Annotated in this window: 14 protein-coding genes; 6 read left to right on the top strand and 8 right to left on the bottom strand. The window is 76.0% G+C overall.

Going from position 1 to position 19,464, the window contains the following annotated elements; genetic code table 11:
• Positions 1–47: 47 nt before the first annotated feature.
• On the top strand, positions 48–533 hold the full coding sequence (locus HLV61_RS16060) for a J-domain-containing protein (RefSeq protein ID WP_369257176.1): 486 nt from the start codon (positions 48–50) through the stop codon (positions 531–533).
• A gap of 83 nt (positions 534–616) precedes the next feature.
• On the opposite strand, the gene HLV61_RS16055 is transcribed toward HLV61_RS16060, so the two are convergent.
• Both HLV61_RS16055 and HLV61_RS16050 read right to left on the bottom strand, forming a co-directional pair.
• Positions 617–985: a nuclear transport factor 2 family protein gene (locus HLV61_RS16055; protein WP_369257174.1), complete on the bottom strand. Its 369-nt coding sequence runs from the start codon at positions 983–985 to the stop codon at positions 617–619.
• A gap of 38 nt (positions 986–1,023) precedes the next feature.
• Complete coding sequence (locus HLV61_RS16050; protein ID WP_369257172.1) at positions 1,024–1,422, bottom strand: hypothetical protein; 399 nt, start codon at positions 1,420–1,422, stop codon at positions 1,024–1,026.
• 87 nt (positions 1,423–1,509) lie between these two features.
• On the opposite strand from HLV61_RS16050, the gene HLV61_RS16045 reads away from it, so the two are divergent.
• Positions 1,510–2,361 (top strand): helix-turn-helix domain-containing protein, encoded by an 852-nt coding sequence (locus tag HLV61_RS16045; protein WP_369257170.1) that lies wholly within the window; start codon positions 1,510–1,512, stop codon positions 2,359–2,361.
• A complete protein-coding gene (locus HLV61_RS16040) occupies positions 2,358–2,525 on the top strand; it encodes a hypothetical protein (protein ID WP_369257169.1) in 168 nt (55 codons plus the stop codon). Before HLV61_RS16045 ends, HLV61_RS16040 begins: the two co-directional genes overlap by 4 nt.
• Before the next feature lie 46 nt (positions 2,526–2,571).
• Here HLV61_RS16040 and HLV61_RS16035 read toward each other — a convergent pair whose 3' ends face one another.
• Together HLV61_RS16035 and HLV61_RS16030 are read right to left on the bottom strand one after the other, a co-directional pair.
• Entirely contained in the window at positions 2,572–4,455 is a 1,884-nt protein-coding gene (locus HLV61_RS16035) for a hydantoinase B/oxoprolinase family protein (RefSeq protein WP_369257167.1), read from the bottom strand.
• Complete coding sequence (locus HLV61_RS16030) at positions 4,452–6,527, bottom strand: hydantoinase/oxoprolinase family protein (protein WP_369257165.1); 2,076 nt, start codon at positions 6,525–6,527, stop codon at positions 4,452–4,454. The genes HLV61_RS16035 and HLV61_RS16030 overlap by 4 nt, the downstream gene beginning before the upstream one ends.
• Before the next feature lie 243 nt (positions 6,528–6,770).
• Between HLV61_RS16030 and HLV61_RS16025 the strand changes: the two genes are divergently transcribed.
• Together HLV61_RS16025 and HLV61_RS16020 are read left to right on the top strand one after the other, a co-directional pair.
• Positions 6,771–13,544, top strand: coding sequence for a DUF7507 domain-containing protein (locus HLV61_RS16025; RefSeq protein ID WP_369257163.1), 6,774 nt, complete (start codon positions 6,771–6,773; stop codon positions 13,542–13,544).
• A 188-nt stretch (positions 13,545–13,732) separates the two neighbouring features.
• On the top strand, positions 13,733–14,602 hold the full coding sequence (locus tag HLV61_RS16020; RefSeq protein WP_369257161.1) for a GGDEF domain-containing protein: 870 nt from the start codon (positions 13,733–13,735) through the stop codon (positions 14,600–14,602).
• Here the strand turns inward: HLV61_RS16020 and HLV61_RS16015 are convergent.
• Both HLV61_RS16015 and HLV61_RS16010 read right to left on the bottom strand, forming a co-directional pair.
• Positions 14,599–15,033: a DUF1707 SHOCT-like domain-containing protein gene (locus HLV61_RS16015; protein ID WP_369257159.1), complete on the bottom strand. Its 435-nt coding sequence runs from the start codon at positions 15,031–15,033 to the stop codon at positions 14,599–14,601. The genes HLV61_RS16020 and HLV61_RS16015 overlap by 4 nt on opposite strands.
• Before the next feature lie 56 nt (positions 15,034–15,089).
• Positions 15,090–15,506: a MarR family winged helix-turn-helix transcriptional regulator gene (locus HLV61_RS16010; RefSeq protein ID WP_369257157.1), complete on the bottom strand. Its 417-nt coding sequence runs from the start codon at positions 15,504–15,506 to the stop codon at positions 15,090–15,092.
• A 64-nt stretch (positions 15,507–15,570) separates the two neighbouring features.
• Here HLV61_RS16010 and HLV61_RS16005 point away from each other — a divergent pair, with 64 nt between their 5' ends.
• Positions 15,571–17,430: an ABC transporter ATP-binding protein gene (locus HLV61_RS16005; protein ID WP_369257155.1), complete on the top strand. Its 1,860-nt coding sequence runs from the start codon at positions 15,571–15,573 to the stop codon at positions 17,428–17,430.
• Positions 17,431–17,457: 27 nt separating this feature from the next.
• Here HLV61_RS16005 and HLV61_RS16000 read toward each other — a convergent pair whose 3' ends face one another.
• Positions 17,458–18,555 (bottom strand): winged helix DNA-binding domain-containing protein, encoded by a 1,098-nt coding sequence (locus tag HLV61_RS16000; protein WP_369257153.1) that lies wholly within the window; start codon positions 18,553–18,555, stop codon positions 17,458–17,460.
• Positions 18,556–18,594: 39 nt separating this feature from the next.
• On the bottom strand, positions 18,595–19,425 hold the full coding sequence (locus HLV61_RS15995) for an SDR family oxidoreductase (protein WP_369257151.1): 831 nt from the start codon (positions 19,423–19,425) through the stop codon (positions 18,595–18,597).
• Positions 19,426–19,464: the final 39 nt, after the last annotated feature.

The following is a 19,464-nucleotide window of genomic DNA, read 5'->3' as shown; positions in this document are numbered from 1 at the left end:
GCGGCCGAGCCTCCCAGAGGCGGAGCATGGGAGCCGGAGGTGGTCGGGTGACCGAGCGCAAGCCGCCGGGGGTGTCGTTCGAGACCTGGGTCGAGCGGCAGATCAGCGGGGCCCAGGAGCGCGGCGACTTCAGCGGCCTGCCCGGTGCGGGCAAACCGCTGCCGGCCTTCGACCCCGACGAGACCGCCTACGACTGGGCGATCGCCAAGGCCCGCCGCGAGGGCATCCGGCCCGCGGAGATGCTGCCCCCGGGGCTGTCGCTGCGCCGGGAGCGCGACGAGCTGCCCGAGCGGGTGGCCGGGCTGCCGTCGGAGGGCGCCGTCCGGGCCGTCGTCGGGGACTACAACGCCCGGGTCGAGGCCTTCTGGCGCCGGCCGCAGCCGAGCCGGTGGTCGCCGGTGCCGGGCCTGGCCGACGTCGAGGCGCTGGTCGAGGGCTGGCGCCGGGACCGCCCGCCGCCCCCGCCCGTCGTCGAGGAGGCCGTCCCGGACATCCCACCGCGCCGCCGCTGGTGGCAGCGGCGGCGCCGGTGATCCCCGACGACCATGGCGCCGGGACCACTCCGGGAGCCCGGTGGGTGGTCCCGGCGCCATGATCGCGGCCGGGGGGTGACGGGTCAGGCGCTCGCGGGCACCCGGTCGAGGAAGCCGAGCACGGTGCGGATGCGCCCGTCCGCGCCGGTCACCGCGACGTCGGAGCCGATGACCGGCGCCTCGACGCCCTCGGGTCCGAGGTGCCACGTGAAGCGCACCTGGTCGTGATGGGCGTCGGCCTGGCCGGCCAGCCGGAAGACGAAGCCCGGGAACATCCCGTGCACGGCGGCGATGGTGGCGTCCAGCCCGTCGTGGCCGGCGACGTCGGCCATCGGGTCGGTGTAGGTGACGTCCTCGGCGAACACCTCCGCGATCAGCGCGCGCCGGGTGGCGGGGTCGGTCTCGTTCCAGGCGGCGAGGTAGCGGTCGGCGAGGTCGGGGGTGGCGGTCACGGCGGTTCTCTCCTTCGGGATGGGATGGGATGGGTGGGTCAGCGGGTGCGGAGGGCGTGGACCTGCAGGGCGGCGAAGCCGGCGACGACGCCGGCCTGCAGCAGCACCCAGGTGCTGCCGACGGCGGTGAGGTCGAACCGGCCGGCGACGACGGCGGCGACGCTGGCCGCCGCCCAGAGCAGGTTGGCGCCGACGACGACCTCGGTGGCGCCGGCCGAGATCACCGGGCGGGCCGCCACCAGGGCGACGCCGGCCCCGTAGGCCAGCAGGAAGGCGCCGAGGCCGCGCAGCACCCCGGACGGGACGCCGAGCAGGTCGGTCAGCAGCGGAGCGGCGGCCAGGTAGGCCGCCCCGTTGGCGCCCGTGACGACCGCGTCGAGACGCAGGGCCACACGGAGCAGGTCGAGGGTGCGGGGGCGGGTGGCTGTCGTTGTCATGCCGCAGACCGTGGCGCCGCGGGAGAGGCGGGTCGATTACCTCGCAGGTAGGCGACGCCGGACGCCGTCGTCACTAGCGTCGCCGTCGTGACCACCCTGACGCGCCCGCCGGTCGGTGAGCTGCTGCGCGTCTGGCGGCAGCGCCGCCGGCTGTCCCAGCTCGACCTCGCCAGCGACGCCGAGGTGTCGGCGCGGCACCTGAGCTTCCTCGAGACCGGCCGGGCGCGGCCGAGCCGGGAGATGCTGCTGCGCCTCGCGGAGCGGCTGGAGGTGCCGCTGCGCGAGCGCAACGAGCTGCTGCTGGCCGCCGGGTTCGCCCCCGCCTACGGCCGCCGCGCCCTCGACTCGCCCGACATGGCCGCCGTCACCCGTGCCCTGGACCTGGTGCTCACCGCCTACGAGCCGTACCCGGCCGTCGTCGTCGACCGGTCCTGGGAACTGGTGACGGCGAACGCGAGCGTGGCGCTGTTCCTCGACGGCGTGCCCCCGCACCTGCTGGAGCCGCCGGCCAACGTGCTGCGGCTGAGCCTGCACCCCGAGGGGCTGGCGCCGCGGATCGCCAACCTGCCGCAGTGGCGGGCGCACCTGCTGCACCGGCTCGGCCGCGAGGCGCACCTGACCGGCGACCCGGGGCTGGCCGCGCTGCACCGGGAGCTCGCCGCGCTGCCCGGCGGCACCGACCGCTCGACGCCGGACGGCATCGCCGTCCCGCTGCGGCTGCGCACCGACGACGGGGTGCTGTCCTTCCTGAGCACGGTGACCACGTTCGGCACCGCCGTGGACCTCACCGCCGCGGAGCTCTCGGTCGAGGCGTTCCTGCCCGCCGACGAGGTCACCGCCGAGGTGCTGCGCGCCGCCCGTTCACCCGTGGCGAACCCGCGCCTGCCCGCTCAGGACACGGGTAGGGGAGCGGTACCCGACCCCGAGGAGGACCGATGACCGAGGTACCCGGCACCGACCGCGACCAGGCGCGGGAGAACGTGCTCTCCGAGACGCCGCTCCGCCCGGAGGACATCGAGGAGGACACGTCCACCGAGGGCGACGAGGGCCAGACCGGCGACGACGTCAAGCCGACGCCGGGGAGCACCGAACCCCTCAGTTGAGCGGTCCGGGTGGCAGGAACGGCCGTTCCTGCCACCCGGAGCGCCGCTACAGGACGTCGAACTCGTTGGACGTCGCGCCGCCCGACAGCAGCGCGTAGCCCGGGCCGCGGTCGAAGAACGGCTCGTCGCCGGTCCGGGCGGCGCGCATCTCGTCGCGCAGGGCGGTGGTCGCGTCGAGGTCCGCCGTCCCGTCCTCGAGCACCGCGACGCCGTAGTCCGCGCGGGCGCCGGCCACCGACACCTTGCGCCAGGCGACGTCGCGCAGGACCTCCTCCACCGGCCGCTCCAGCGGGTCGCCCCACCCGCCGCCGCCGGTGGTGCGGATCCGCACGACGGTGCCGGCCGGCAGCGGCTCGGCGTCGGCCAGCGCGTCGACGTCGTGCTCGCCGGGGCCGCCCGGGTCCACGGTCACCTGGAACGGCCGCCCGGCGCGACCGCCGTTGACGCCCCAGCAGGACAGGATCGAGCGGTCGGCGATCGACATGAAGTGCGCGTCGCGCAGGACCCGGACGTGCTTCTCGTAGCCGCAGCCGCCGCGGTACCGGCCGGGCCCGCCCGAGTCCAGCGCCAGGCCCAGGCGCTCGACGCGCAGCGGGAAACGGGACTCGGTGAACTCCGTGGGCAGGTTCCGCGAGTCGGGGACGACGTGGATCGTGTCCTCGCCGTCGGCGTAGTAGCGCCCGCCCGAGCCGCCGCCGAGCACCTCGCGCATGAGGTAGGGCTGGCCCTCGAGGTCCGTGCCGTACACGCCGGTGTAGCGGATCGTCTCCTGGTCGGCGGGCATCCGGCCGCCGGTGGCCTTGGCGAGCACGCCCGCCAGCACGCCGAGCAGCCGCAGGATGACGAACGTGCGGGCGTTGGTCGGCGCCGGGAAGACCGGGGTGAGCAGCGTGCCCTTCTCCGGGAAGCGCATCTCGATCAGCGGGACGACGCCCTCGTTGACGTCGAGCTCGGCCATCCGCTCGGGTGTCTCGGCGAGGTTGCGCAGGATCGGCGCCAGCCACTTCTTGAGGAAGTTGCCGTCGGCGTAGTCGCCGCAGTGGTTGATCGGTCCCTTGGCCTGCGGGCCGGTGCCGGTGAAGTCGATGACCAGCGGGGTCTCCGCCGAGGAGTCCATGGTCAGCGTGATCCGCTGGCGGTGCAGCTTCGGCGCCTCCACGCCGTCGTGCTCGGCGTAGTCCTCCCACACGTAGGTGCCGTCGGGGATCTGCGACAGGATCTCCCGCCGGTAGACCTCGGTGGAGTTGGCCAGGATCGCGTCGAAGCAGGCCTCGACGGCGGACACGCCGTAGCGGTCGAACAGCTCACCGAGCCGCCGCGCGCCGGCCAGGCAGGCCGAGCACTCGGCGTCGAGGTCGGCGGCCAGCGAGTCGGGCATCCGCGAGTTGCGCGTCATGATCTTCAGCGCGCTCTCGTTGGGCACGCCGCGGTCCCACAGCCTGATCGGGGGGACCATCAAGCCCTCCTCGTACACGCTGGTGGCCGCGCTCGGCATCGAGCCGGGCACCGCGCCGCCGATGTCGTCGTGGTGGCCGAAGGCCTGGATGAACGCGACCACCCGCTGCTGCCCCGAGTCCGGGTCGGTGGCGAACACCGGCACGGTCACGCACAGGTCGGGCAGGTGGCCGATCCCGCCCTCGGAGAGGTAGACGTCGTTGTGGAAGAAGACGTCGCCCGGGTGCATCGTCCCGATCGGGTAGTCGCGCACCACCGGGTGCACGAGCGCCGAGTACGAGCGGCCGGTGAGCTTGCGCAGCAGCCGGTCGTGGATGCCGGCCCGGAAGTCGTGCGCGTCGCGGATCATCGGCGAGCGGGAGGTGCGGCCGATGGAGGTCTCGACCTCCTTCTCGATCGCGGCCAGTGTGCCGGCGACGATCTCGACGAGGACGGGATCGGCCTCGGTCTTGCCGTTCAGCAGGCTGGCGGTCACTGGCCCGACTCCTTCGTGAGCAGCAGGTTCCCGTAGGCGTCGACCGTGGCGGCGAAGCCGGGGTGGACCGGGACGGTGGAGCCGAACTCCTCGATGACGGCGGGGCCGCGGACGACGTCGCCGGGCGCGAGGGCGGTCCGGTCGAGGGTGGGGGTGTCCGCCCAGTCGTCGAAGAACACCCGGCGCGAGCCCGTGACGGCCCGGTCCGTCCCGCCCTCGCGCGGCTCGAGCTCGACCATGTCGGGACGGCGGATCGGCCCGATCCCGCTGACCCGCAGGTTCACCCACTCGACGGCCTGGCGCGGGTCGTCGGCGAAGTCGTAGCCGTAGAGCTGCCGGTGCGCGGCGTGGAAGGCCTGCGCGACCTCGTCGGTGGCGGCCGCGTCGAGCGCGCCGTCGGCGACGGGCACGCGGACCTCGAAGGCCTGGCCCACGTAGCGCAGGTCCGCCGTCCGCTGCATGCGCTGGGCGTCCCGGCCGAAGCCCTCGCCGTCGAGCGCCTTGCGCGCCTGGTCCTCCAGCGCGCCGAAGACCGACTGCACGCGGTCGAGGTCGAGGTCGGTGTGCCGCGACACCACCGTCTGCACGTAGTCGTTGCGGACGTCCACGGTGAGCAGGCCGAACGCGCTGACGTTGCCGGGGTTCGGCGGTACGAGCGTGCGGGGCAGGCCGAGGACGTCCATGAGCCGGCAGGCCAGCAGCGACCCGGAGCCGCCGAACGTCGTCAGCGTGAAGTCGCGGACGTCGAGGCCGCGGGCCACGGTGACCTGGCGCAGCGCGTTGGCCTGGTTCCACGCCGAGATCTCGAGGATGCCCAGCGCCGTGCGCTCCAGCGACAGCCCGAGCCGCCCGCCGAGCGCCTCGAGCCCGCCGCGGGCGGCCTCGACCGACAGCGGGATCTCCCCGCCGAGCAGGTGCGGGGGGATCCGGCCGAGGACGACGTGCGCGTCGGTGACGGTCGGCTGGTCCCCGCCCCGCGGGTAGCACATCGGGCCGGGGTCGGCGCCGGCCGACTTGGGGCCCACCTTGAGCGTGCCCTCGGGCGAGAGCCAGGCGATCGAGCCGCCGCCCGCGCCGACGGTGACGACGTCGATCATCGGGATCTTCGACGGGTAGTCGCCGACCGAGCCCTCGGTGGTCAGCGCGGGCTCGCCGTCGATGACCACGGTGACGTCGGTGGACGTGCCGCCGCCGTCGCAGGTGAGCACCCGGTCGAAGCCCGCCGTCCCGGCGATCAGCGCGGCGCCCAGCGCCCCGGCCGCCGGGCCGGACAGCATCGTGGTGATCGGCTGGTGGACCACCTCGGCCGCCGACAGCACGCCGCCGTTGCTCTTCATCACGTAGAACGGCACGCCGGGCGCGATCTCGTCGAGCCGCGTGCGGATGTTGGTGACGTAGGCGCCGACCTTGGGCTTCACCGCGGCGTCGACCAGCGTGGTCACCGACCGCTCGTACTCGCGGTACTCACGCAGCACCTGCGAGCTGATCGACACGACGGCGCCGGGGTGCTCCTCGCGCAGCACCTCGAGCATCGCCCGCTCGTGGGTGTCGTCGGCGTAGGCGTGCAGGAAGCAGACGCCCACGGTGGTGATGCCGGCGTCGCGGAAGAAGCGGGCGGCGGCGACGGCGTCGTCGCGGTCGAACGGGCGCACCTCGGCGCCGGTGTGGTCGAGCCGGCCGCGCACGGTGCGCACCAGGTCGGCGGGGACGATCCGCGGCGGCTTGACCCAGAAGTAGCTGTTGCCGTAGCCGTCGGGCACCGACTGCCGGGCGATCTCCAGCACCGACTCGTAGCCCTCGGTGGTGATGAACCCGATGCGGTCGAGCTTGCCCTCGAGCAGCTGGTTGGTGGCCACCGTCGTGCCGTGGCTGACCGCGGTGACCGCGTCGCCGGACAGGCCGAGCCGGCCGAGGACCTTGCGGACGCCGTTGAGGAAGCCCTCGGCGGGGTCGGCGGGGGTCGACGGCGTCTTGGTGGTCGCCGTCGCCCCGGTCTCCTCGTCGACGGCGACCACGTCGGTGAACGTGCCCCCGGTGTCGATCCCGATCCGCACCCGGCGCGCCGCTGCCATGTCCGGATACCTTAGTGGTGAGAGACCCATGCGGGAAGAGCCGCCACGTGGCGCCGCCGCACGGCAGGGCGATGGCAGGCCGTTGACCTGCGCAGTCGCCATGTCGATGCCCGAGGGGCGGTGGCCGGACTTTCTGCTCGCGACACGCTCCGGCGTCCCCGGGGGCGCGTTCCGCCGCTGACAGGTTGCGCACTCCCGAGTGACCGGCGTGGTCAGTGGGACGGGCGCACGGGGGAGGTCGACGTGGCGGAGCGAGGAGTGCGCGGACGCTCGCTGGTGTGGGGGGCGCTGGCCCTCGCCGCCGGGCTGTACGCCGGCGCGGTCGTCGCCGTCCTGCCCGCGGCCGCACCGGTCACCGAGGTGGTGACCGCCGCCCAGGACCCGGTGTCCTGCTCGTCGTCCGTGGCGCTGGCGAACGGCGGCTTCGAGCTGCCGGCCATCCCGGCCAACGACCTGGCCTTCCTCCACCAGAACCAGGTCCCGGGCTGGTACACGACGGCCACCGACCGGCAGATCGAGCTCTGGCGCAACTACCAGAACGTGCCGGCGGGGTCGGGCGCCCAGTTCGCCGAGCTCAACGCCAACCAGGTGTCCACCCTCTACCAGGACGTGCCGACCACACCCGGCCAGACGCTGCGCTGGGAACTGCAGCACCGCGGGCGCCTGGGCGTGGACACCATGGCCGTGCACATCGCCGTCCCGGGTGTGCTGCTGACCGCCGCCACCCGCCAGGGTGGCAACCTCAGCGACGGCAGGACCGCCTGGGGCACGCACAGCGGCGTCTACACCGTCCCCCTCGGCCAGACGACCACCCGCTTCGCGTTCCAGTCGGTCAGCGCGTCCGGGGGCAACACCTCGGTCGGCAACTTCCTCGACAGCATCTCCTTCGGCACCGGGCCGTGCCTGGTCACGACCGAGACGGTGACGACCCAGCGCGGTGGCACCACCGCGCAGGTGGGCGACGTGCTCACGTACACGGTCACCACGCGCAACGACGGCGGGAACCCGGCGCGGGCCACGGTCGTGACCGACGAGCTGCCGGCCGGCGTCGAGTTCGTGCCGGGGTCGATCCGCACCACCGCCGGCGCGGCGACCGTGACCCGCACCGATGCCGCCGGGGACGACGTCGCCGAGTACGACGCCGCGACACGGACCGTGCGGCTGCGGATCGGCGCCGGTGCCACCGCCTCGGCCGGCGGCGCCGTCGCGCCCGGGGAGGCGCACAGCGTCAGCTGGCAGGCGCGGGTCCGGCCGGCGGCCTCGGCGACCACCGTCAGCGACGACGCGACGGTCGGGTTCACCGACCCGCTGACCGGCACGGCCCGCACGTCCCGGTCGACGACGGTGAGCACCCCGGTGGGGGCGGCGGCCGACCTCGCCGTCTCGCTGGCGCAGAGCCCCGCCGCCCTCGTCGCCGGCTCCTCCACGACCTGGACGGCGACCGTCCGCGGCAACGGCCCGAGCACCGAGCCCGCCCCGGTCGTCTCCGTCAGCGTCCCGGCACAGCTGTCCGGCGTGACCGCGAGCAGCACCGGCGGCCCGTGCACGGTCGCCGGCGGCACGGTCACCTGCCGGCTGTCGGCCCTCGCGTCGAGTGTCGGCCGGACGGTGACGGTGTCGGGCACCGTGCCGTCCGGCTCGGTGCCGGGCACCCAGTACACGGTGTCGGCCGCGGCCACCGGCGACGCCCACGACCACGCCGCGGGCAACAACACCGCCTCGGCCACCTCGTCGGTCACCGCCTCCGCCGACGTCTCGGTGACGCTGGCCGCCGACCGGCCCCAGGGTGTCGCCGGCGGGACGGTCGTCTACACCGCCACCGTCCGCGGCGACGGGCCCTCCACCGCCCGTGGCGTGGTGCTGCTCGACGCGCTCCCCGACGGCTCGACGCTGCTCGGCGCGTCCGTGCCGGGCGGGTCGTGCTCGATGGCCTCCGGGTCGCGCTCGCTGCGCTGCACCGTGCCGGACCTGGCGCCCGGGGAGTCCGCGGCCGTGCGCATCGAGCTGCAGCTGTCCGCCTCCGGCGCGGGGGAGGTGGACAACGCGGTGTCGGTCTCGGTCACCACCCCCGACCCGGACGTCGCCGACCTCACGGCCGAGGTCTCCGGCGGCGGCACCCGGCTCGCCGACGTCGGCGTCGACCTGCAGGTGGATCCGCAGTACTCGACCGTGCGTCCCGGCGACAGGTTCCCCTTCACCCTCGTCGTCTCCAACGACGGCCCGTCCGACGCCACCAACGTCGTCGTGCGCGCCACCCTGGCACCGGGCGTCGTCACCGCCGCGATCTCCTACCCGGGCTGCACCCCGGGCGCCGGCTGCAGCATCCCGGTCCTCACGGCAGGGGAGCGACTGGTCATCACCGGCCAGGCGGTCGTGGGCCCCGCCGCCGAGGAGGGCACCGGGGGCGCGAGCGTCACCGCCGTCTCCGCCGTGCCCGACGGCAACCCCGGCAACGACACCGACACCGTCACCGCGGAGATCGTGCTGGAGGCCGACCTCGCCCTGTCCCAGACCGTGGAGAACGCCGCCGACCCGGGCTCCCCGGTCGTGCCGGGCACCGACGTGCGGACGCTCGTCACCGTCGTCAACGCCGGCCCTACCCGCGCCGAGAGCCTGCTGGTCAGCCAGGCGGTCGGCGCGGGGCAGGTGCTCCCCGCCAGCACGTCCTCGGCGGGCGGCACCTGCACGTTCTCCGGAACGGTCGAGGACGGCGTCGCCGTCGACGGCGGGGTCCTGCTGTGCACGCTGGGCGAGCTGGCCGCAGGCCAGACCTGGCAGCTGACCCACGTCGGACTGCTGCGCTCGAGCTGGACCGACGCGACGCTCACCCGGACGCGGACGGTGACCGCCGCCTCCGCCGACCCCGTGAGCGGGAACGACACCAGCAGCGTCACCGTCCCGGTGGAGCGGCGCGCCGACGTCGCGGTGGCCAAGACCGCCGACACCCCCGGCGTCGTCCAGAGCGACCCGGTCCGGTTCACCGTCACCGCCACCAACCTCGGCCCCTCCGACGCCCGCGACGTGCTGGTCCGCGAGGAGCCCCGCCCCGGCGTGCTGGTCTCCGGCGCGATGCCCTCGGCGGGTACGTACAGCGACTCCGACGGCACCTGGCGCATCCCCACCCTCGCCGCCGGCCAGACCGTGACGCTCGTGGTCGACGGCACCGCCGAGGCCGCGACGGACGTGGTCAACGGTGCGGTCCTGCTCGCCTCCGACGCCCTCGACCCCGCCTCGGGCAACGACGGCGCGACGGCGACCGTGGCGGTCACCCCGGCCGACCGCGAGCTGCGCGTGCAGACCCGGGCCGCCGTCCCGGCCGGGGCGGACCCCGCCGCGCTGCGCGCCGGGGACACCGTGGACCTCACCTACGAGGTGACCAACGACGGCAACGTCGTCGTGTCCGGGATCCGGCTCCAGGAGTCGCTCACCGGCGGCGGCGTCACGTGCCCGCGCGACCGGCTGGCGCCCGGGGAGACGATGACCTGCCGCGCCAACTCCACGCACCGCGTGACCCAGGGCGAGTTCGACCTCGGTGCGCCCGTCGCCAGCGTGGTGACGGCGTCCGGGCGGACGCCGGACCGCACCGCGGACCTGGACTTCGACCCGGTCCGCACCGAGCTGCCGCTGGCAGCCGGCGCGCCCGCGGTGGGGGTGACGCTCGTGCCCGACTGGGACGACGCCGACGGCGACGGCGCCCTCGACGCCGGCGAGACGGTCGTGTGGACCGCGGTCGTGGGGAACCGCGGCGACGTCACTCTGGCGGACCCGGTCGTCGACGCCCCGGGCGCCCCGGCGCTGACCTGTGACGCGGCCGTTCTGGCGCCCGGACAGAGCATGACCTGCGTCGCGTCGCCGTACACGGTGACCGCCGGCGACGTCCTCGCCGGGCAGCGGACCGTCACCGCCGGGGTGACGGCGACCGCCCGGCGGACCGGCTCCCTCGTGCAGGCTGCGCCGTCCTCGGCGGCCCTGCCCGACGACCCCCGCGCGGCACTGGGTCTCACGCTCACCGGAGAGGTTGCCCCGCCGGGCCGTCCCGACGCCGCGGACCTGGGCGACGCCGTCACCTGGCGGTACGTGGTGACCAACCTGGGCACCGTCACGGTGCGGGACGTCGCCGTCGACGACGCGGGCGCCGGCGCCGTGACCTGCGACGAGACCGTGCTCGCGCCGGGCGCCACGACCGGCTGCGCCGCCGTGCGCGGCCACGTCGTCGACGAGGACGACCTGCTGGCCGGGCGGCTGACCGGCCGCGCCACCGCCGCCGGCGTCCCGGCCGCGCTCGGCGGCACCGTCCGCTCCGCGCCCGCCGAGGACGTGGTCGGGCTGGCCGGCCTCGTCCGCTCCCTCGAGGTGACGGTGCGGGCCTCCGGCGGCAACCCGAGCGCGGTGCGCACCGGCACCGAGCTGCGCTGGGCGCACGGCGTCGCCAACACCGGCAACGTGACGATGCGGCTGGTCACCGTCTCGGACGACCTGCTGGGGCCGGTCGGCTGCGTCCAGGACGTCCTCGCCCCGGGGGAGGCCACCACGTGCACCGCCGGCGCCGGCCACCGGGTCACCCAGGCCGAGTTCGACGCCGGCCGGCCCGTGGGCGGCACCGCGTGGGTCTCGGGCGTCCCCGCGGGGTCGGACACCGTCCTGCCGTTCGGGCCCGCTTCCGATCCGGTCGCCCTGGCCGCGGCCGCGCCGGCCCTGACGCTGGTGTCCGTGCCCGACTGGGACGACCGGGGCGCCGCCGGGGTGCTCGAGGCGGGCGAGACGGTCCAGTGGTCGCTGCTGGTCACCAACACCGGCGACGTCACCCTGTCCGGCGTCAGCGCGAGCGGGTCGCTCGCCGGCCCCGCGACGTGCACGCCGGGCGTCCTCGCCTCCGGTGCCAGCGCGCGCTGCGGCACGGGCGCGCACACCGTCACCGCCGCGGAGGAGTCCGCCGGGACCCTGCACGACGACGCCGTCGCCTGGGCCGCCGACCCCCGGGGCGGGCCGGGCACGAGCGCCGCGGCGGCGAGCAGCGTGCCGGCGGCTGCTCGGCCGGAGGTGGTCACCGTCATCGCCGCCGAGGTGGTCGGCGGGACCGCACCGGCCGACCTCGGGGACCGCGTGCGCTGGCACTACACCGTGACCAACGTCGGCACCGTGCCGCTCGACGCGGTCGCCGTGCAGGACGCCCGCGGCGGGACGGTCACCTGCGACACCGCCTCCCTGCGTCCCGGAGGCGTGGCGCTGTGCACCGGCGACGCCCTCCGCACGGTCACCGAGGCCGACCTGCGGGCGGGTGAGGTGGGCACGGAGGCGACGGCCACCGCCACCTGGACCGCCGGAGGGGTGACCGAGACGTCCCCGTCGGCCGCCGTGGTGATGGCGACCGCCGCGCCGGTCGGCCGCCTGCAGCTCGCCGGGACAGCGACGGGGACCGCGACCGCCGTCGGCGACCGGATCACCTACCGGTGGGTCGTGTCCAACGCCGGCACGGCGACGATGACCGGCGTCGAGGTGGCCGACTCCGCCGGCGGCACGGCGACGTGCGCGGCGACGGTCCTGGCGCCGTCGGAGTCCACCGACTGCACGGGCGGCGAGGCGTACACCCTCGTCCAGGACGACATCGACGCCGGTCGGCCGGTCGGGCTCACCGCGACGGCCCTCGGCACACCGGGGAGCGGGTCGCCGGTCCGGTCCGGTCCGGCGTCCGCGCCCGTGGCCGTCCCGGCCGCCCGGCCGGCGCTGACCGCCGTCACGACGGCCGACTGGGCCGATGACGGCGACCGGGCACTGGAGGCGGGGGAGACCGTGACCTGGACCGTGGCGGTCACCAACACCGGCGACGTCACGCTCGAGGACCTCCGGGTGAGCGACCCGCAGCTGTACGTCGGCTGCCCGGTCAGCCGGCTGCCGGTGGGCCGGACGGAGCGTTGCGTCTCCGACCCCTCCGTGCTGACGGAGGGTGACGCCACCGCCGGCGAGCGCGCCACCACGGCCGAGGCCTCGGCGGCCTCCGTGCGCGACGGCGCGGTCGTGCACAGCGGTCCGGCCGGCGCACGCGTGTCCACCGCCCCGGCGCCGTCCCTCGCGCTCACCTCGGTCGCGCTCGTCGGCCCGCCGGCACGGCAGGCCGCCGCCGACCTCGGGGACACCGTGACGTGGCGCCTGGTGGTCACCAACACCGGCAACGTCCCGGTCACCGGCATCACCGTCACCGGCGCTTCGGGCGCCCTCGCGGGTTGCGCCACGGCGGTGCTCGCGCCGGGCGGGTCGGCGGAGTGCGCCACCGACGGGCACGTCGTCACCGAGGCCGACCTCCTCGCCGGGCAGGTCGGGGCCGACGCCGTCGCGGTCGGCACGGCCGCGCTGACCGGCGCCGAGGTGCGCTCGCCGTCGGCGACGGGCGCCGTCCCGACCGCCGCTCCGCGTGCGGCCGTGGACCTCGCCCTGGAGCACCAGCGGGTGTCCGGCGACGGGACGGCGACCCTCCGGCCCGGCGCCCTCGTGCGGACCCGCTACCAGGTGAGCAACACCGGCACCCTCACACTGACCGGCGTCGCCGTGACCGACACCGTGACCGGGCCGGTCAGCTGCGGGCAGACCGTGCTGGCGCCGGCGCAGTCGACCACGTGTGCCGCCGACCGGCCGCGCGAGGTGACGGCCGACGACGTGGCCGCCGGGCACCTCACGAGCTGGGCGACGGTGGCCGCGGTCTCCGGCCTGGGGACGGTCGGGGACGACGCCATGACGACCGAGGCCGTGCCGCCGGGGCCGCAGACGCCGGGGCCGCAGACGCCGGGGCCGCAGACGCCGGGGCCGCAGACGCCGGGGCCGCAGACGCCGGGGCCGACTGACGTCCCGGCGACGACGGCGCCGGCCGGGGACGCCTCCGTCCCGGACGCCGCCGCCCCGCACACCGCCGCGCTGGCGAGGACCGGTGTCGAGGTCGCGGCGCACGCGGGGACGGCCGGGGCCCTGGTCCTCGCCGGCGCCGCCCTGCTGCTGGTGGCCCGCCGCCGGCGGGGGGACAGATGAGACCGGTCGGGATCCGGCACCGCGCTGCACCGCATCGACGCTGTCGTGTGCGCGTGGTCTCATGCCAGCGGTGCGCCGTGGGACGGCGCAGGTCCGAGGAGGGCGGCAGGTCCGAGGAGGGCGGCATGGCCGAGGGGTGCGGCATGGCCGAGGGGTGCGGCAGCGACGACGACGGCGTGCTGGGCTAGGTGGACGGCCGGCTGGCGCTCGAGTTCGTCGAGGGCACCGACGCCCTCGTCTGCGTCGTCGACGGGGACGGGCGCGTCCTGCTGGCCAACCCGGCGCTGCAGCGGTTCACCGGGCGCACGTCCGACCAGCTCCGCGGGCGCCTGTTCGTCGACGTCTACGTCGTCCCGGAGCACCGGGAGCTGGCGCTGGACGCCGTCGCCCGGGCCGTCGCCACCGGGCGGGCCCACCCGCAGGAGGGGGACTGGCTGACCGCCGACGGTGGCCGGCGCCTGATCTCCATGCAGAACAACGTGCTGACCGATCCCGGCGGGCGCCCCTACGCCGTCGCCTGCGTGGGCATCGACGTCACCGACCAGCGGCGGCGCGAGGCGCAGCTCTCGGAGCGGGCGCGCACCGACCGGCTCACCGGGATCCCCAACCGGGGCACCTTCTTCGAGGAGCTGGCCGCCCACCTCGGCCCGGCGGCCGGGCCGCCGTGCGGGGTGCTGTTCTGCGACCTCGACGGGTTCAAGGGCGTCAACGACGTGCACGGGCACGCGGTCGGTGACGCCGTGCTGGTCGAGGTCGCGGCCCGGCTGCGGGCGCTGGCCGGGCCGGACCGCCTGGTCGCCCGCTTCGGCGGGGACGAGTTCGTGGTCCTCTGCCCCGGGTGCGACGATCCCGTCCTCGCCGAGCTCGCCGCCGCGGTGCACGAGCGGGTCGGCGCGCCGGTGCCCACCACCGCCGGACCGGTGGCCGTCGGGATGAGCATCGGCAGTGCCGTCGGCCGGCCCGGCCAGACCCCGGACGAGGTGATCACCCGCGCCGACCGGGCGATGTACGGGGCCAAGACCCGCCGGAGCCGCCGGTCGGCGCGACCGCCGGACTAGCGGGGGCGGCCGATCCCGGTGGCGTACAGGACGGCGAGGACCGCGCCCGACGGCGCGAACCAGATGAACCACGGGTAGGCCGGGTCGCCGCTGCCGAGCGACACCAGCAGCCAGACGACGACGTTCACCGCCACCGCGGCGGCCCACACGGTGGTGAGCACCCGCATCGCCGTCCCGCCGCCGGTGTCGGAGAAGACGCGGTGCCGCGGCACGGGCGGTGGCGGGGGCGGGGCGGCCGGCGGCTCGGGCAGGTCGCGGGTGACGCGGTCGAGCTCGCCGCGGGTGCGGGCGGCCCACACCGCCTGCACCCGCTCGTCGAACTCGTGCAGGTCGAGCTGGCCGGCGCCGACCGCGCGGTGCAGCCGGTCCTGGACGACCTTCCGCTCGACGTCGGAGACGCGGAGCTCCTCGGTGCGCACCGGCTCGTTCATGCCCAGCATCGTGGCACCACGGCCTCCCCCGTGGGGTCCGCCGACCGGTGGACGCGTCAGTCCAGCAGGGCGCGGAGCAGGCGGGCGAGCTCGGCGCGGTCGGCGGCCGGCAGCCGGGCGAACAGGTCGCGGGTGTCGGCACGGCGCGCGGCGTCGACTTCGGCCTGCACCCGCCGTCCCTCGTCGGTGGCCCGCAGCAGCACCGCCCGCCGGTCGGTCGGGTCGGGGCTGCGCTCCACCAGCCCCCGCTCCTGCAGCGCGTCGGCGACCTCGGTGGCCGACCGGGGCGCGATGTGCAGCGCCTCGGCGAGGTCGGACGGCCGCGCGTCCTCCCGGGAGACCACGACCCGCAGCGCGCGGGCCTGGTGCGGTGACAGCGCCCACGGGGCGAGGACGTCCCCCCACCGCCGGCGCTGGGTCCGGGCGACGCGCATGACCAGCTCGGCGATCTCCGCGCCGTCGTCGTCTCCCACGGGGGAATGGTAGCGGCGATACTGTGGTTGCCACACCGTGAGGTGACCTCAGCAAAGTCAGGAGGTGGTCGCCATCAGCGAGATGGCCCGGGGCCGCGGGAGCGGCTCCCCACGGGGCGGGTCCGGGCGGACCGTCGACCCCGCCGACCGGGCGCAGCTGGACCGCGCGCCGGTCTCCCTGCGCCGGGTGACGGCGTTGTTCCGCCCGTACCGCTGGCAGGTCGGGACCGTGGTGGCGCTCATCGCCGCGTCCTCGACCGTCGCGCTGGCGACGCCGTTCCTCGTCCGGCTGGTCATCGACGAGGCCCTGCCCCGCCAGGACGTGCGGCTGCTCGTGTGGGCGGTCGCCGCGATGGTCGCCGTCACCGGGGTGACCGCCGTCCTCGGCGTGCTGCAGACCTGGCTGTCCACCACGGTCGGCCAGCGGGTGATGCACGGCCTGCGGACCGCGGTGTTCACGCACCTGCAGCGACAGTCGCTGGGCTTCTTCACCCGCACCCGCGGGGGCGAGGTGCAGTCGCGGCTCACCCACGACATCGGCGGCATGCAGTCGGTGGTCACCTCGACGGCGACGTCGCTGGCGTCCAACGCCACGACCGTCGTCGGCACCGTGGTCGCGATGGTGGCGCTGTCCTGGCGGCTGTCCCTGCTCTCGCTGATCGTGCTGCCGCCGGCGATCGCGCTGACCCGCAAGGTCGCGCGGATGCGCCGCGCGGTCACCGCGGAGCGCCAGCGGCACCTCGCCGACCTGCACGGCCAGGTCGAGGAGGGGCTCTCGGTCAGCGGCGTGCTGCTCGGCAAGACCCTCGGCGCCGGGCCGGCCGCGTCCCGGCGGTTCGCCGCGACGTCGGAGGACCTGGTGGGCCTGGAGGTCCGCTCACAGCTGGCCGGCCGCTGGCGGATGGCCTCGATGAGCGTCGTCTTCGCCGGCATCCCCGCGCTGATCTACCTGTTCGCCGGACTGCCCGCGACCTCCGGCGGCATGACCATCGGCACGCTGGTCGCGTTCACCGCGCTGCAGGGCACGCTGTTCCGCCCGCTCATGGGCCTGCTCGACGTCGGCGTCTCGGTGACCAGCTCGATGGCGCTGTTCAGCCGCGTGTTCGAGTACCTCGACCTGCCGGTGGAGGTCGACGACCCGGCCGAGCCGGTGGAGCTCGACCCGGCCTCGGTGCGCGGCGAGGTCCGCTTCGAGCACGTCGACTTCTCCTACCCCGACGGCGCCCGCCCGGCGCTGACCGGCGTCGACGTGACCGTGCCCGCCGGGACGACGCTGGCCCTGGTGGGGCGGACCGGCTCGGGCAAGTCGACGATGGCCTCGCTGGTCGCCCGCCTGGCAGACCCCACCGCCGGCCGGGTGACGATCGACGGCGTCGACCTGCGCGACCTGCGGCTGGCCACGCTCGCCCGGGTGGTCGGCGTCGTGGCGCAGGAGACCTACCTGCTGCACGCCACCGTGCGGGAGAACCTGCGGCACGCCCGGCCCGGGGCCACCGACGCCGAGATCGAGGCCGCCGCCCGCCGGGCGCAGGTGCACGAGGTGATCGCGGCGCTGCCCGACGGCTACGACACCGTCGTCGGCGCCCGCGGGCACCGGTTCTCCGGCGGGGAGAAGCAGCGGCTGGCGATCGCCCGCACGCTGTTGCGCGACCCGCGGGTGCTGGTGCTCGACGAGGCCACCAGCGCGCTGGACACCGCCACCGAGCGGGCCGTGCAGGCGGCGCTGGACGAGGCCCGCCGCGGCCGGACGACGATCACCATCGCCCACCGGCTGTCCACGGTGCGCCACGCCGACCGGATCGCCGTCCTCGACGACGGCCGGGTGGTCGAGTCCGGCACGCACGCCGAGCTCGTGGCCCGCGGTGGCCGCTACGCCGGACTCGTCGCCGCCGGCGACTCCGCCGGGGACCTCCTCGCCGCCTAGCGGGCCTCCATCGCTACGAAGGCCCCGTCAGGCGACGTCGACGGCCTTGAGGCGGACGCCGCGGAAGGCGGCCAGCCGCTCGGCCTGCTCCTGCACGGCGGCTCGGACGGCGGGGGAGAACGGCTGCCACGGCTCGACGGCGACCGTCAGCGACGAGCCGGCCTTGCGCGGGCGCCACACCCCGGCGATCGCGCCGCCGGCGAGGACGGCGCCCGGCCGCCCGAGCACCGGCCACAGCTCCTTGCGGCGGGCGGGGTCGGCGATCGTCTCGCGGTCGCGGCCCTGCAGGAACAGGTCGAACGGGCCGAGCAGCCGGGTGACCGGCGGCGCCGCGGCGCCCAGCCGGCCGGCGTCCTCGGCCAGCAGCCAGCGTCGCTGCCCCTCGACGGTCACCTCGACGGCGTCCTCGGGCCAGTGCGCCGTGACCTCCGTGACCGGCGCGTCGAGGTACCCGGCCACGTGCTGGGGCGTGGCCGGACCGAGCAGGTGCAGGTACGCCCGGACGACGTCGAGCCGGCCGGGTACCGTCTCCGCCGGCGCGAACCCGGGCACCGGCTGCAGCACCGGCGGCGAGGTGCCCGGCTGCAGTTCCAGCCCCGCGCGCAGCGCCGCCAGCCGGAAGGGCTGCTCCCACACGTGGACGGCGTCGCAGGGCACGCAGAACCGGTTGTAGGGCTCCGGCCCGCCGTCGGTCATCAGGGCGTCCGACAGCCGCCGCGACGTCTCGCCCTTGACCATCGGCGCGGTGACGATCTCCCGCATCCGCCCGGCGATCGTGTCCAGCGCGGTGAGCACCGGGACGTCCGCGGCCTTGAGCGGCCGGGCCGCGTCGAAGATCCGCTTGGCCGCGTCGGCCTCGGAGAACGGCGCGGTGGCGGTGGCGACGGCGGGCAGGTCGGCGCGGCGGTAGAGGTGCGGGGCGCCGCGCAGCGTCCAGACCGTGGTCAGCTCCCCGGGCTCGGGGACGACGCCGCGGATCGCCAGCGCCCACAGCCCGCCGTCGGGGCCGGTGTCCTGCACGCCGAGGTCGAGGACGGCGGTGTCGGCCACGGTCCCGGACTCCCGGTCCAGCTGCTGGGCGGTGATCCGGGCGGCCAGGACGTCGCGGGCGGAGGCGGTCGGCACGCCCGGCACCCTAGGGCGCGCCGACCCCGGCCCGGGACGTCAGTCGCGCCGGCCGTGCGCGGCCACCGACAGCGGCTCCCACTCCCGCCAGGTGGCCAGCCGGGACTCGTAGTCGCGGGTGGCGATGGCCAGCGGTCCGTCGCCGAGGAAGACGCGCAGCGGCGGCTCCTCGGCGTCGACGAGCTGCAGCAGGGCGTCGCGGGTGGCCGTCGGGTCGCCGGGGCTGGCCATCCGCCGGGCCCGCTGCTCGGCGGCCCGGACGCGGAAGTCGTCGTAGGCCGGGTGCTCCGCCGCGTGCTTCGCCGAGGCGCCGCCCCAGTCGGTGGAGTAGCCGGCCGGCTCGACGATCGTGACCCGGATGCCGAAGCCGGCGACCTCCTGGGCGAGCGCCTGGCTCATGCCCTCCAGCGCCCACTTGGACGCGTTGTAGATCCCGATGTTCGGGAAGGCGCTGATGCCGCCGATCGACGAGATCTGCAGGACGTGGCCCGAGCCCTGCGCCCGCATGACCGGCAGCGCGGCCTGGGTGATCCACAGCGCGCCGAAGAGGTTGGTCTCGAACTGCGCGCGGGCCTCGTCCTCGGAGATCTCCTCGATCATCCCGAACTGGCCGTAGCCGGCGTTGTTGACGACGACGTCGAGCCGGCCGAACCGCTCGGCGGCCCGCTGGACGGCGGCGACGTCGGCCGCGCGGTCGGTGACGTCGAGCTGCAGCGGCAGGACGGCGTCCCCGAAGCGCTGCACGAGGTCGTCGAGGGTGGCGGTGTCACGGGCGGTGGCGGCGACGGAGTCCCCGCGCTCGAGGGCGGCGATCGCCCACTCGCGGCCGAAGCCGCGGGAGGCGCCGGTGATGAACCAGGTCTTCGGCATGTCCGCGGACAGCACCGTCGCGGGCCGGGCTGTTCCCGC

Source organism: Geodermatophilus amargosae, assembly GCF_041028265.1.
Classification (GTDB): Bacteria; Actinomycetota; Actinomycetes; order Mycobacteriales; family Geodermatophilaceae; genus Geodermatophilus; species Geodermatophilus amargosae_A.
Note: the sequence above shows the minus strand (reverse complement) of the source record. Positions and strands in the feature narration are given on the sequence as shown.